At 70.3% G+C, this 13477-nt stretch carries 16 protein-coding genes; 5 read left to right on the top strand and 11 right to left on the bottom strand.

Translation table 11 applies throughout. The features are described 5' to 3' along the window. Positions 1–2: 2 nt before the first annotated feature. The 5 genes from ABG085_RS15310 to ABG085_RS15330 form a co-directional block, all read right to left on the bottom strand. A complete protein-coding gene (locus ABG085_RS15310) occupies positions 3–1709 on the bottom strand; it encodes a cytochrome c biogenesis protein ResB (protein ID WP_347979217.1) in 1707 nt (568 codons plus the stop codon). A 79-nt stretch (positions 1710–1788) separates the two neighbouring features. Further along, entirely contained in the window at positions 1789–2685 is an 897-nt protein-coding gene (locus ABG085_RS15315; RefSeq protein ID WP_347976593.1) for a cytochrome c biogenesis protein CcdA, read from the bottom strand. After that, positions 2682–3320, bottom strand: a complete 639-nt coding sequence (locus tag ABG085_RS15320; protein WP_347976595.1) for a TlpA disulfide reductase family protein — start codon at positions 3318–3320, stop codon at positions 2682–2684. The genes ABG085_RS15315 and ABG085_RS15320 overlap by 4 nt, the downstream gene beginning before the upstream one ends. Continuing rightward, positions 3317–3946: a histidine phosphatase family protein gene (locus tag ABG085_RS15325; protein ID WP_347976596.1), complete on the bottom strand. Its 630-nt coding sequence runs from the start codon at positions 3944–3946 to the stop codon at positions 3317–3319. Before ABG085_RS15325 ends, ABG085_RS15320 begins: the two co-directional genes overlap by 4 nt. A 68-nt stretch (positions 3947–4014) precedes the next feature. Further along, positions 4015–4695 (bottom strand): DedA family protein, encoded by a 681-nt coding sequence (locus tag ABG085_RS15330; RefSeq protein WP_347976598.1) that lies wholly within the window; start codon positions 4693–4695, stop codon positions 4015–4017. A gap of 182 nt (positions 4696–4877) precedes the next feature. Here ABG085_RS15330 and aspS point away from each other — a divergent pair, with 182 nt between their 5' ends. After that, positions 4878–6218 (top strand): aspartate--tRNA(Asn) ligase, encoded by a 1341-nt coding sequence (gene aspS / locus ABG085_RS15335; protein WP_347976599.1) that lies wholly within the window; start codon positions 4878–4880, stop codon positions 6216–6218. Positions 6219–6303: 85 nt separating this feature from the next. Next, entirely contained in the window at positions 6304–7125 is an 822-nt protein-coding gene (locus tag ABG085_RS15340) for a tyrosine-protein phosphatase (protein WP_347976600.1), read from the top strand. A gap of 228 nt (positions 7126–7353) precedes the next feature. Here the strand turns inward: ABG085_RS15340 and ABG085_RS15345 are convergent, their stop codons facing one another. From ABG085_RS15345 to ABG085_RS15360, 4 genes are all read right to left on the bottom strand, one after another. Further along, positions 7354–7605, bottom strand: a complete 252-nt coding sequence (locus tag ABG085_RS15345) for a glutaredoxin family protein (protein WP_347976601.1) — start codon at positions 7603–7605, stop codon at positions 7354–7356. 43 nt (positions 7606–7648) lie between these two features. Then, positions 7649–7942: a rhodanese-like domain-containing protein gene (locus ABG085_RS15350; RefSeq protein WP_347976603.1), complete on the bottom strand. Its 294-nt coding sequence runs from the start codon at positions 7940–7942 to the stop codon at positions 7649–7651. An 89-nt stretch (positions 7943–8031) separates the two neighbouring features. Next, positions 8032–8130 carry an AURKAIP1/COX24 domain-containing protein gene (locus ABG085_RS15355; protein ID WP_003792170.1) on the bottom strand — a complete coding sequence of 33 codons (99 nt, stop codon included), beginning with the start codon at positions 8128–8130 and terminating at the stop codon, positions 8032–8034. Positions 8131–8267: 137 nt separating this feature from the next. Next, positions 8268–8996: an SDR family NAD(P)-dependent oxidoreductase gene (locus tag ABG085_RS15360; RefSeq protein WP_347976604.1), complete on the bottom strand. Its 729-nt coding sequence runs from the start codon at positions 8994–8996 to the stop codon at positions 8268–8270. Positions 8997–9152: 156 nt separating this feature from the next. On the opposite strand from ABG085_RS15360, the gene ABG085_RS15365 reads away from it, so the two are divergent. Then, positions 9153–10136 (top strand): RNA polymerase subunit sigma-70, encoded by a 984-nt coding sequence (locus ABG085_RS15365; protein ID WP_347976605.1) that lies wholly within the window; start codon positions 9153–9155, stop codon positions 10134–10136. 203 nt (positions 10137–10339) lie between these two features. Here ABG085_RS15365 and ABG085_RS15370 read toward each other — a convergent pair whose 3' ends face one another. Both ABG085_RS15370 and ABG085_RS15375 read right to left on the bottom strand, forming a co-directional pair. Beyond that, positions 10340–10531, bottom strand: a complete 192-nt coding sequence (locus ABG085_RS15370) for a helix-turn-helix domain-containing protein (RefSeq protein ID WP_163618319.1) — start codon at positions 10529–10531, stop codon at positions 10340–10342. 109 nt (positions 10532–10640) lie between these two features. After that, the gene (locus tag ABG085_RS15375; protein ID WP_347976606.1) at positions 10641–11570 is read right to left on the bottom strand and encodes a TetR/AcrR family transcriptional regulator; all 930 of its coding nucleotides are present in this window, start codon (positions 11568–11570) and stop codon (positions 10641–10643) included. Positions 11571–11675: 105 nt separating this feature from the next. Between ABG085_RS15375 and ABG085_RS15380 the strand changes: the two genes are divergently transcribed. Next, the gene (locus tag ABG085_RS15380; protein ID WP_347976607.1) at positions 11676–12608 is read left to right on the top strand and encodes an ATP-binding cassette domain-containing protein; all 933 of its coding nucleotides are present in this window, start codon (positions 11676–11678) and stop codon (positions 12606–12608) included. Further along, on the top strand, positions 12605–13411 hold the full coding sequence (locus tag ABG085_RS15385) for an ABC transporter permease (RefSeq protein ID WP_347976608.1): 807 nt from the start codon (positions 12605–12607) through the stop codon (positions 13409–13411). Before ABG085_RS15380 ends, ABG085_RS15385 begins: the two co-directional genes overlap by 4 nt. Positions 13412–13477 lie beyond the last annotated feature (66 nt).

Here is a 13477-nt window from a genome sequence, read left to right on the forward strand (position 1 = left end):
CCTCAGTCTACGTCGGGGGTGGTTTCGGGCCGGGCGGGGCGGGCTCCGGCCGGTTCACGGTCTGCGAGCGACGCGAGATGCCGCTGGGCGAACTGCTCGACGGCGCCGTCGAGCGCGGGGTCCTCACCGCGGGCGAGACCGGCGTACTCGAGCTGCACGGTATGGCCCTGCGGCGTCGCGCGCACCCACATCCGCCGACGCGGGATGAACAGCGCGGCGAGGAGGCCCGCGGTGGCGAGCACCGCGAACACCAGCACCCACGTGGCCGCCGCGTCACGGTGGATCGACAGCGACACGTAGCGCTTGACCGAGTCCTGGAACCCGGCCGCGCCCTCGGGCGCCTCGTTCTCGAACGTGACGGTCCCGAGCCCGTCGGGCAGGTCGACGGTCTCGCCGGGCTTCAGCTCGAGCGACTCGGCGCCCGAGTCGCCGCCCGCGAGCTGCGTCATCTCCGCGGGATCGAGCGTGTAGACCGACTTCGGCACGCCGCCGTCGATGCCGAGGTCGCCGGCGTAGACCCAGAACGTGAGCATCGGGTACTCGAGGTCGCCGTACACCGACGTGAGGGCGCCGTTGGTGAGCTCCTGGGCCGTCGGATAGAAGAAGCCCACCATGCCGACCTGCTCGCGCAGCCCGTCGGGCACCTTCACGACGCCCTGCGAGGTCATGTTGTTGTCCTGCGGCAGGAAGGGCACCGGCTCGGAGAAGACCACGTCGCCGTCGCTGTCACGGACCGTGATGGTCGGGGCGTAGCCGTTGCCCATGAGATAGACCTTGTCACCCGCGATCTGCAGCGGGTGGTTGACGCGCACCTCGCCCGTGCCGGCGTCGGCGTCCGGGAACTGGGTCGACAGGTGCGCGACGAAGTCGCCCGCCTGGCCCGCACCCTGCTGGCCGGGTGCCACGTACGACAGCGAGAAGTCGTCGAGAGTGAGCGCGTACGGCGTGAGGGCGTCCTCGTCGACGAACCGGCCCGGGTTGAACGAGGTGTAGTCGAGCATCGTGTTGACCCAGGTGCGGCCCTCGATGATGACGGTCTGCCCGGTGTAGGTGAACCCGCCGCCGATGCCGACGGCCAGCAGCACGCCCACCAGCGAGGCATGGAAGACGAGGTTGCCGGTCTCGCGGAGGTAGCCGCGCTCGGCCGAGACCGAGAACGCCCTGCCGCCGTCGTACCTCGCGACGCGGTAGCCGGCCTTGCGCAACTGCTGCTGTGCGGCGTCGACGGCCGCCCCCGCGGCGGCTGCGGCATCCTGATCGGCCTGGCACTCGAGGATCTCGGAGCGATGCACGTCCAGCCGCGACAGGCGCGCGGGTGTGCGCGGCGGCTGCGCGCGCATCGCCTTGTAGTGGTGCTTCGTGCGCGGGATGACGCAGCCGACGAGCGAGACGAACAGCAGGATGTAGATCGCCGAGAACCACGGCGACGTGTACACGTCGAACAGGCTCAGGTTGTCGAGCACCGGCGCGAGGTCGGGATTGTCGACGAAGTACTGGCGCACGCCGTTCGGGTCGGCGCTGCGCTGCGGCACGAGCGACCCGGGCACCGCCGCGATGGCGAGCAGCAGCAGGAGCACGAGCGCGGTGCGCATCGAGGTGAGCTGGCGCCAGCCCCACCGCAGCCATCCCACGACGCCGAGCGCCGGCTGGGTGATGCCATCGGGGGCGGATGCCGGGTCGGCCGCGTCCGCGTGATCGGCCGGACGCAGCGGGTCGGCCGCCGCCGACCCGGTCGCCGTGCCGGTCGAAGCGGCGGAGCCGGTCGGGACGTCAGGGCCGGTCGAGGCGTCAGAGCGGGGCCGGGACACTGGCGAACACCCCCTGGAGCTGGGCCATGACGGCGGTCCAGACACCGGTCACCATCAGGAGGCCCAGCACGATGAGCAGCACCCCGCCGATGACGTTCACGGCGCGGATGTGTCGGCGGACGAACGAGACCGAGCGCGTCGCCCAGCCGAAGCCGAGGGTGAGCAGGAGGAACGGGATGCCGAGCCCCAGCGAGTAGGCCACGCCGAGGAGCGCCGCGCGCGCCGCCGACCCGGAGTCGAACGCCATCGTGAGGATCACGGCGAGGGTGGGGCCGATGCACGGCGCCCAGCCGATGCCGAGCGCAATGCCCAGCAGCGGCGCGCCGATCAGCCCGAGGTTGCCGCGCACCTGCGGCCGCGTGATGCGCTGCGCCATGCCGAACCAGCCGATGAAGACGAGGCCCATCGCGATGATGACCACACCGAGGATGCGGGTGATGAGGTCGGCGTACTCGAACAGGAAGCGCCCCAGCGTGCCGCCGAGCATCGCCATGCTGACGAAGACGACGGTGAACCCGGCGATGAACAGCAGCACGCCGAGCACGAGGCGCCCGCGCCCGGGTTCGATGACGTCCGCGGGTTCGGCGCGTTTCGTCTCGGTCGCTGGCGCTCCCTCGCTCAACGACCCAGGGCTCTCGGTCGTTGAGCGAGCGACGAACGAGCGAGACGAAACGCCTCGGACCTTCGAGGAGCCCTCCGCCGCGGCATCCGTTCCCACGCGCACCGGTCGTGGGCTCACCGCGCCGCCGATGAAGCCGAGGTACCCCGGAACCAGCGGAAGCACGCACGGGGAGAGGAACGAGATCGCGCCCGCGAGGACCGCGATCGGGATCGCGATGAGCAGCGACCCGTCGGCGACCAGCGCGCCGAGGTTCACGACTCCTCCAGCGTCTCGCGCACGATGGTCTCGAGGATGGACGCGTCTTCGATCTGTCCCACCAGGCGGGCGGCGACCCGGCCGTCCTTGTCGAGCACGAGCGTGACCGGCACGGCGTTCAGCGGGGTCTCACCAGCGAACGCGAGTTTGATCGACCCGTCCTCGGTCGCGAGGGCGCTCGGGTAGGAGACGCCGTACGTCTCGGCGAAGGCGCGTGACGCCTCGGCGCCGTCGTAGAGGTTCACGCCCAGGAACGAGACATCCTGCCCCTCGAACGCCGCGTCGGCGGCGGCGAGCTCGGGCGCCTCGACCCGGCACGGCGCGCAGCCGGCGTACCAGAAGTTCACGACCAGCACGTCGCCCGCGTAGTCGGCACTCGACGCCGTGCCGCCGGTGTCGAGGACAGCGTCGAACTCGACCGGCTCCGTGCGCTCGTCCGTCGAGATCTCGTCGACGGCGAAGCCGTCGGCCGCGACGAAGCCCTTGTTGTCACCGGAGCGGTACTGCTCGGCGAGGGGATCGCTCGTGCACGCGGCAAGTCCCGCGATCAGTCCGACGACGAGCAGAGCGGATGCCGCGGCCTTCGCCCTGCGTCTCGTCCCGCTTCGCCCGCTCAGCGACCGACGCCCGGTCATACCGCCCCCACATCCACGGCGCCGGCCGTCGACGCCGGCTCGGCGTAGGCGATCTCGGTCCACTTCTTGTCGACCATCTCGAAGCTCGTCACGCTCGACAGCGCGCATCGTCTCTCGCGGGGGTCGTGCCGCAGCGGCAGCGCCGCGACCGCGAGGTGCGTGATCCAGATCGGCAGCTGATGCGACACGATGACCACGTCGCCGGCGTCCGCGGCATCCCATGCGTGCGTCATGGCCGAGTTCATGCGGCCCACGACGTCCGCGTACGGCTCGCCCCAGCTGGGCAGGGCCGGCTTGCGCAGATGGCGCCAGTTCCACGGGTTGATGAGGGCGATCGCCATGCGCTTGCCCTCGAAGACGTTGGTCGGCTCGATGACGCGCTCGTCGATGACGGGGTCCAGGCCGAACATCTCGGCGAACGGCTCGGCGGATTCCTGGGTGCGCTGCAGCGGCGAGCAGACCAGCGTCGAGACCGGTCGCTCGAGCGAAGCGACGTACTCCGCGGCCTGACGGGCCATGCGGCGGCCGTCCGCGCTGAGGCCGTATCCCGGCAGTCGCCCGTAGAGCACGCGGGCGGGGTTGTGAACCTCCCCGTGGCGCACGAGATGAAGGCGAGCTGCGGGCACCGCCCCAGTCTACGTGGGGCTCGTCTATGGGCCGGCTGAGCGTGCTCCCAGGTTCCGACGCCTCGCACTCAGTCGAGCTCGGGCTCGCCGCGTCGATCGCGGGAGTCGCGTCCGGCGAGCGCCTCGCGCACGCGCACCCAGACGAACCACGCGAAGGCCGCCGCGGCGACGGCGATCACCACGTACTGCAAGATGTCGGCATAGCGCTCGACGATGTGCCAGGACTCGCCGAGGAAGTACCCCGAGAACACGAAGATCGAGTTCCAGAGCAGGCTGCCCGCCGCCGTCAGCAGGGCGAACCGCCACACCGGCATGCGGGTGATGCCGGCCGGGATGGAGATGAGACTGCGGAAGATCGGGATCATGCGCCCGAAGAACACGGCCTTGCCGCCGTGCCGTTCGAACCAGGCGACCGTGCGGTCGATGTCTTCCGGCTTCAGGAGCGGCATCTTCGCCGCGATCGCCCGCAGCCGCGCGACGCCCAGCCAGGCGCCGAGGCCGTACAGCAGCAGCGCCCCGATGATCGAACCCGCGGTCGTCCACACGAGGGCCTCGATGACGGTGAACGAGCCACGGCTCGCGGCCAGTCCCGCCATCGGCAGGATCACCTCGCTGGGCAGCGGCGGGAAGAGGTTCTCCATCGCGATCGCGATGCCCGCACCGGCGGGCCCGATCACATCCATGAGCGAGACCGCCCAGTCGGCGAGCGTGCTCAGCCAGGATCCGTCGTTCGTCTTCACGGTCGTCATTCCGGGTTCCAGATCTGTGGGCGGGCTCGAGGATGGCGGCGGCCGTGCCGTGAGGGCGACGACTTCTCCACGCTAGGCGGGGCGGGTGAATCGTTCCTGGGTGCCAGCCCCCGAATCCCTCAGGGGGTCGCCCGCGGGCTCCGGGCATGGGCACGAGATGCCGCGACGTAGACTTGTCGCTCGTGACCGAACGCGTTCTCGTCAACCAGCTCAAGGGCCTCTCCGACGGCCCCGTCTCCGTCTCCGGATGGGTCGAGACCGTCCGGGATCAGAAGAAGGTGCAGTTCGTCATCCTTCGCGACGAGACCGGGGCGGTGCAGCTGGTCAACCCGGCGACGCGGCCGGCAGAGGACGGGTCGGAACAGGATGCTGCAGCCCTGGCCCTCACGGACCTCATCTCGAACCTCGCCACCGGCACGTTCCTGACGGTCGCGGGTGAGCTGAAGCACGACGAGCGCGTGAAGCTCGGCGGCGTCGAGATCAAGATCGGCGCACTCGACATCGCGGCCGCCGCTCTCCCCGAGACGCCCATCGCCGCCGACAGCGGCATGGACAAGCGCATGGACTGGCGCTTCCTCGACCTCCGCCAGCGCCGAAACAACCTCATCTTCCGCGTGCAGACGACCCTCGAGCACGCCTTCCGCTCGTATTGGATCGACCGCGACTACATCGAGGTGCACTCGCCGAAGCTCATGGCCTCGGCATCCGAGTCCAACGCGGAGCTGTTCTCGCTCGAGTACTTCGGAGACCAGACGGCGTACCTCGCGCAGTCGCCGCAGTTCTTCAAGCAGATGGCGCAGGTTGCCGGCTTCGGCAAGATCTTCGAGATCGCTCCGGCCTTCCGCGCCGACCCGTCGTTCACCTCGCGCCACGCCACGGAGTTCACCTCGGTCGACGCCGAGATCAGCTGGATCGACTCGCACGAGGACGTCGCCGCGATGCAGGAGGAGCTGCTGCAGACCGCGTTCCAGGCGGTGAAGGACAAGCACGGCGCCGAGATCGAGGAGCTGTTCGGCCTCGAGGTGCAGGTGCCGGCCATCCCCTTCCCGCGCATCCCGCTCGCCGAGGCGCGCGAGATCGTGAAGAGCCGCGGCTACGAGATCCCGCGCACCGACGGCGACCTCGACCCCGAGGGCGAGCGTCAGATCTCGGCCCACGTCGAGGAGACGTACGGACACCAGTTCGTGTTCATCACCGACTACCACCCCGAGATCCGCGCGTTCTACCACATGCGCGACGAAGAGACCGGCCTGACGAAGTCGTACGACCTGCTGTTCAAGGGCGTCGAGATCACGACGGGCGCGCAGCGCGAGCACCGCGTCGACGTGCTCATCGAGCAGGCGAAGGAGAAGGGTCTCGGTGCCGAGCACCTCGACTTCTACTTCGACTTCTTCCGCTACGGCGCCCCGCCCCACGGCGGCTTCGGTATGGGCCTCGCGCGCGTGCTCATGCTGCTGCTCGGCGAGTCGTCGATCCGCGAGGTCACCTACCTCTTCCGCGGTCCGACGCGCCTCGCGCCCTGATCCCGGACGCCGGCCCACACCCGCCCCTGACCGGGACGGCGCGGGGCCGACCAGCGCGTACACGCGGATGTGGTAATCCTCGAGAGTGACGATCACCCTCGACGGACTCCAGAACTTCCGGGACCTCGGCGGCCTCCCCCTCGCAACAGGCGGCAGCGTGCGCCCCACCGTGCTCTACCGCTCCGAGGGGCTCATCGGCCTGACCGACGCGGGGGTGGCGGACCTCTCGGCGAGCCCCATCGGCGTGATCGTGGATTTCCGCACGCCGATGGAGCAGGCCGCCGCGCCTGACCGTCTGCCTGCCGACCGCGCCCTCGATGTGGTCGAGCTCTCCGTCCTCGAAGGCGCGCTCACCGGCGCTGCCGGCGCCGCGGCGCGGGCCGACGGCCCCATCGACACCGGCATGGCGAAGCAGATCCTCGCGACCCTCCCCCGCCTCGGCGAGCTCTACGTCCAGATGCTCGAACACGGCGCGACCTCGTTCGCCGAGGCGGCCCGCCGCATCTCGGCACCCCGACGGAGCGAGGCGCCACAGGACGCGGGGACCGTCGACGGCCACGCGTCCGCGGTCCTGATCCACTGCACCGCCGGCAAGGACCGCACCGGCGTGGCGGTGGCGCTCATCCTCGACGCGGTCGGCGTCGACCGCGATGCGGTGATCGCCGACTACGCCGTCTCGGAGCGCAACCTCGCCGGCCCATGGGCGGACCGCATGCTCGCCGGCATCGAGCAGATGGGCGCGCCGCTGACGCCCGAGATCCGCGAACTGGTCACCGGCACGCCTCCGGCGGCCATCGCCCAGGCGCTGTCGTGGATCGACGAGCACGGCGGCTCGGCGGCATACCTGCGGTCGGGCGGCCTCACCGGCGCCGAACTCGACGCCCTCCGCACCCGCCTCGCCGGCTGACCCCGCAGCATCCGTAGCGAGCCGTCCTCACCCGCGCCGTTCCTCATCTGAGGAGCAAGAGCGGATCGCGCCCCGCGACCTTCTGATCCTCATTCGAGGAACAGCCCCGGAATGCGGGCGGCTATCCGGCGGGTCGTCCCGCATCCCGGCTCACGTCCTCAGCTGAGGAACACGGATGCCGCGGCCCCACGCGCCCGCCGGGACGGTCGTCGCGCGCGAGCAGGGACGTCAGCGGGCGGCGGCGAGGGCCGCGCGCAGGCGGTCGGGCGACACACGCCAGTGGCCGTGGAGCTCGCCGTCGATGAGCACGACGGGGATCTTCTCCCACCACTGCGCGTAGAGCGCGGGGTCGTCGGCGATCGAGAGCTCATCGAGGTCGACGGCGTCCTCGGGGAGTTCGGCGACGACCGTCTCGACGACCTCTCGGGCGACGTCGCACAGGTGGCAGTCCGGCTTGCCGATGAGGGTGATGGTCGTCATCGCGGCACCGCCGTCACACCGATCGCCGTCTGGCCCGTCGCCGTCACGCCTCGACCGGGTAGCCGGCGGCGATCCACTCGTTCGTGCCGCCGTCGACGTTGGTCGCGTCGTAGCCGCGCGCCTCGAGCGCCTCGACCACGCGGCCCGAACGGCCGCCGATCGCGCAGATGACGTCGAACGCGCCGTCGGGCAGCTCGTCGAGCCGGCTGCCGATCGCGGACATCGGGATGTTGACCGCACCGGGAACGTGCCCGGCGGCGAACTCGTCGACCTCGCGCACGTCGATGAGCGGGGTGCCGGCGCGTTCACGCAGCTGCTGAACGGTGATGGACTTCATGTCGGCCTCTCGGGTCGCGGCTCCGCACGGCGGAGCAGGGGCATACACGAAGCGCCCGTCCGAAGACAGGCGCTTGGTGCGGATGCCGCTTACTTCTTGTTGCGGCGCTGGTGGCGAGTCTTGCGAAGCAGCTTGCGGTGCTTCTTCTTCGCCATGCGCTTGCGGCGCTTCTTGATGACAGAACCCACGGAAAACCTCACTATGTCGGGGTCTGGGCGCGGCGTGTGCGGCGCCCGGGAACGAGCAGATACGAAAAATGCCTCGGATCAGTCTAGCCGACGTCGGCGATCGGCCGTTGCAGGGCTTCGGTGACGGGGGCCCCGGCTCATACTGCCGGTTCGAGCAGCGCCGCATTGGCCCGCTCGAACGCCTTGAGCTGTCCGTTGTTCCAGCCTTGCTCGAACTGGACCGAGACCGGGTCGGGGAAGATCTCGTCCGCTCCGCGCGCGAGCCCGTCGTAGATCGCCGCGGCCACGACCGACGGCGCCGTCTTCGGGATATCGAGAGCGCTCGTCATGTCGGTGTCCATCGGTCCGGCGAGCACCGCGTGCACGCGGATGCCCCGCGCAGCCAGCAGTCCGCGCTGCGCTTGCGACACCGAGAGCAGCGCGGCCTTCGAGACGGAGTACGAGGCCATCACGGGGAGGTTGGCCAGGGCGGCGATCGACCCCACGTTCACGACGGCGCCGCCGCGGGCCGCGAGCGAGGCGACGAGGGCGTTCGTCAGGCGCACCGGCCCCAGCAGGTTCACGCTCAGGTGCTCCTCGAGCACGCCGGGATCGGTGAGATCGTCGAACAGACCGAGGGCGGCATTGTTGATCAGGATGTCGACATCGGGGGCCTGCGCGGCGACGTCGTCGATCGAGCCCTGGTCCGCGACGTCCAATTCCAGGCGCGTCACGCGCGCATCCGGATGCGCGAACACCGTGCGGGAGGCGGCGTACACGCGCGCCGCGCCGCGTTCCAGCGCACCGTCGACGAGCGCTCGGCCGAGTCCGCGGCTCGCGCCGGTGATGAGCAGGGTCCGCCGTTCGAGAGCGTGTTCATTAGGCATCGCAGTCTCCTTCCAGAAACGATTCGCTCATGCAGACGCACCGAACGAGTCCAACTGGTCACCGCCCCGGGATGCCGCGCGACCGATTCCCGGCGGTCGCGGTGTCGACAAGAGTGTGGAACGGGACGATGATCCCGATGGGGAAGGCGAGGCGTCATGACCGATCACCTGCTCAGGGCAGCGCGCGCGGGCGACCGCGCGGCGTTCGACGCACTCGTCGATGAGCATCGTCGCGAACTGCACGTCCACTGCTATCGCATGCTCGGCTCGGTTCAGGATGCCGAAGACGCGGTCCAGGAGACGCTCCTGAGCGCATGGCTCGGCCTGGCCGGATTCGAGGGCCGCTCATCGGTGCGCACATGGCTGTACCGCATCGCGACCAACCGCTGTCTCAATCTCTTGCGTGCCGGTCGGCGAGCGCCCCAGCCCGCCGACCCGGCCGCACTGCCGACGGCGCGCGGCGAGGTGATGTGGCTGCAGCCCTACCCGGATTCCCTGTTCGACGACATCCCCGACGACGCTCCTGGGCCGGAGACCCGCTACGAGTCGCGGGACGCCATCTCGCTCGCCTTCACGCGGGCGCTGCAGCTCCTGCCTCCGTCGCAGCGCGCGGCGCTGCTCATGCGCGATGTGCTCGGGTACCCCGCTGCCGAGGCCGCCGAGTTGCTGGGCGTCTCGGTCGACGCACTGAACGGCTCGCTCAAGAGGGCGCGCGCCGCGCTCGCCACGACGCCCGCCCGCAGGGATGCAACCACCCCGGATCCCGAGCTCCTCGAGCGGTTCGTGACCGCCTTCCTGTCCGACGACGTCAGCGCCCTCGTCGCGCTCATGACCGACGACGTGTGGGTGCGCATGCCGCCGCTGCCGTACGAGTACCACGGCCCCAGCGCCGCAGCGGCGTTCTTCGGCGCGGTCGCCGACCATCGGCGCACCATCGAACGGATGGTGCCGACGTCCGCGAACCGTCAGCCTGCCTGGGGCGAGTACGCGCGGGATGCCACCACGGGATGCCTCCGGCTGGTCGGCGTCCTCGTGATCGGCGTGGCCGGTCGCCGGATCGATGAGCTCACACATTTCGACACGTCGGTCGCTCCCTTGCTCGGGCTGCCGCGGAGTGTCGCGTGGCCTGAGCGTCAGTGACCTGACGCCTCAAGCGCTTCGCGCATCGCGGCCAGACGTCGATGTCGGGTTCGAGTCGGTCGCCGGTGCACCCCACGTCTTCCGGGCCTGGGCGGACGGCGCACGGGACGAGGCGGACTCGGCGCTCGGACGGAGCGGGGACATTCCTTCCGCAACGGCTCCTCGCGCGGGCAGGGGCCACCGTCGCAGACTGACGGCGGTTCTCAGCCGACGTCGGCGATCGGCCGTTGCAGGGCTTCGGTGACGGCGGACTCGGGCACCCGGTAGCTGCGGCCGAAGCGGACCGCGGGCAGTTCTCCGGAGTGCACGAGGCGGTAGACCGTCATCTTGGACACGCGCATGAGCTCCGCGACCTCGGCGACCGTGAGGAAGCGCACATCGGACAACTCAGCCATGTCGATTCCTTCCCCAGAAGTACTGCAGTCACTCTAGAACGCGCGGGACCCGTGTGTAAATACGGTGCCCCTGTGAACTCTGTGACAGCTGGGGCCGATGTGATCCGCGTCAGGACTCGGGGCGCTGGCGGGCCTTGCGGTCGTGCGCCTCGCGCGCCGCCAGGCGCTCGAGCTTGCGCGCGTCGCGCAGGGCCTTCTCGGCCTGCCGCACGGCTTTCTGCGCCTCGCGGAACTTCTTGTCGTCGGCGATCTCGCCGTCGTCGATCGTGACCCACTTCTTGCGCTCGCCTCGGCGACCCTCCTCCGCAGCGGCGATGTAGGCGGCGACGCCGTCGAGCCCGCGCTCCAGTGCGAAGGAGAACGGGTCCGAGTCATCCAGAAACGCCCCCGCCTCGATGGCGGCCCGCAGCGACGGATACGCCTCGGCGGTGATCAGCGCCCGGAACATCGCGTCCTCGTTGCGGGCGATCGTGTCGCTGCCGACGCCCTGCTCGCGTTCCACGCGGGCATACCCGGCCAGCACCGTGCCGGCCCAGTGCGCCGTGCCCGTGACCAGCAGCATCACGGCCAAGCGCTCCTCGTAGGTCAGCGGGGTGTCGTCGAGCGCGCTGATCCCGGCATCCATCCACGCGGCGCTGTTGGGCGTGGCCGGAACGCCCGAGATCGGGATGTCGAGCACCCAGGGGTGCCGCAGGTAGTGCTGCAGCTGCTCGCCGAACAAGGCCTCGAGGCGCTCGCGCCAGCCGCCCGCCTCCCGCGTCGCCTCCGACGGCGAACCGGTCGCCTCCTCCTGCATGAGCAGCACGAGGTCTTCCTTCGCGGTGACGTACCGGTACAGCGACATGGGCGTGAAGCCGAGTTTCGCCGCAACCGCCGCCATGGAGACGGCGCCGAGACCCTCGGCATCCGCGATCTCCATCGCCGCCTCGACGATGCGCTCGACGCTCATCTCGCGCTTGGGACCACGCTGCGGACTGGCGGCGACGCCCCACGCGAGGGCGATGCCCCGCGGAAGCTCGGGCTCGACGGCGTCGGTCATCTCGTCAGTCTAGGACTGTTTATCACGTAAACAGTGTGTTACCGTCATAAACAGTTACTGGCATACACAGTTTCGTCCATACACAGATACATGAGAGGAAGTCCCATGCCCGACCGCACCGCTCCGCCGGTCATCGTCGTCGAGGGCCTGCGAAAGACGTTCGGCCGCCAACGCGTCCTCGACGGTCTCGACCTCCACGTAGGCCGTGGCGAGGTCTTCGCGCTGCTGGGCCCGAACGGCGCCGGCAAGACCACGACCATCAACATCCTCACGACGCTCGTCCACCCCGACGCCGGCACCGCCACGGTCGCGGGCATCGACGTGGCGCGCGATCCCGAGCAGGTCAAGCGCCGCATCAGCCTGACCGGCCAGGCCGCCGCCGTCGACGACGTCCTCACCGGCACCGAGAACGTCGTCCTGATGGGCCGTCTGTCGGGGCTCTCCCGGCGCGCGGCCCGCCGCCGCGCCGCGGAACTGCTCGAACGGTTCGGGTTGACGGATGCCGCATCCCGCCGCGTCGGCACGTACTCGGGGGGCATGCGGCGACGGCTCGACCTGGCCCTCAGCTTCGTCGTCGCACCCGAGGTGCTGTTCCTCGACGAGCCGACGACCGGACTCGACACGCGCAGCCGCCGTGAGCTGTGGGACGTCATCCGCTCGCTCGCCGACGCCGGCACCACGGTCTTCCTCACCACGCAGTACCTCGAGGAGGCCGACCAGCTCGCCGATCGCATCGCCGTGCTCGACCGCGGCATCGTGGTCGCCACGGGAACCGCCGCCCAGCTCAAGTCGCGCATCGGCGGCGACACGGTCGAGCTGCACGACGCCCACGGCGACCTCGTGCGGGAGGTCGCCACCGACGGCTCGGTGACCGGACTGCGCCGGGCGCTCGACGTGCTCGACGAGTCGGGTGCCGAGGGCGTCGTGACGCTGCGGCGACCGAGTCTCGACGACGTGTTCCTCGCACTCACCACCCCCGACGCCCGCGGCGAGCGCGCCGACGCGCCCCGGGCCGACACCCTGAAGGAGATCGCATGACCACCGTGACCGCCTCGCCGACCGTCCCCGCGCTGCGCCCGCGGGTGGCCGGCCTCACCGCCGAGGGCGTCTTCGTCGGACGCAGCCTCCTGCACTCGCTGCGCGACGGCGAATCGCTGCTGATGGCGATCCTGCTGCCCGTGATGCTCATGCTGATGTTCACGTGGGTGTTCGGCGGGGCGATCGACCCCACCGGCGACTACGTCAACTACGTCGTGCCGGGCGTGATCCTCACGTGCGCCGGGTTCGGCGCCGCGTCGACCGCCGTGTACGTGGCCGGCGACATGAAGGCCGGCATCATCGACCGGTTCCGCACGATGCCGGTGCGCGCGAACGCCGTGCTCACCGGTCACGTCGTCGCGAGCCTGCTGCGCAACCTCTTCGCGACCGCGATCGTGATCGGCGTCGCGCTGCTCGTGGGGTTCCGCCCGACGGCAGGCTTCTGGGGCTGGGTCGGCGCGGTCGGGGTGATCGCTCTCTGGATCCTCGCGATCACGTACCTGTTCGCGGCGATCGGGCTCGCGTCCGGCAGCCCCGAGGGCGCCAACGGCTACGGCTTCATCATCCTGTTCCTGCCGTACCTCTCGAGCGCGTACGTGCCCGTCGAGACGATGCCCGAGTGGCTCCAGGGCGTCGCGCAGTATCAGCCGGTCACGCCGATCATCGAGACGATCCGCGGGCTCCTGATGGGAACGCCCGTCGATGACACCGTCGGCTGGGCGATCGCCTGGTGCCTCGGCATCCTCGTCGTGTCGTTCGTGTGGGGTGCCTGGCTGTTCCGCCGCAAGGCCGGCCGCCGGTAGGTCGGGTACCGCTCAGCCGGGGTCCCGCTGCGCGGGGACATCCTCCAGCTGGGTCCGGTTGTTGAG

Source organism: Microbacterium sp. ProA8, assembly GCF_039905635.1.
Classification (GTDB): domain Bacteria; phylum Actinomycetota; class Actinomycetes; order Actinomycetales; family Microbacteriaceae; genus Microbacterium; species Microbacterium chionoecetis.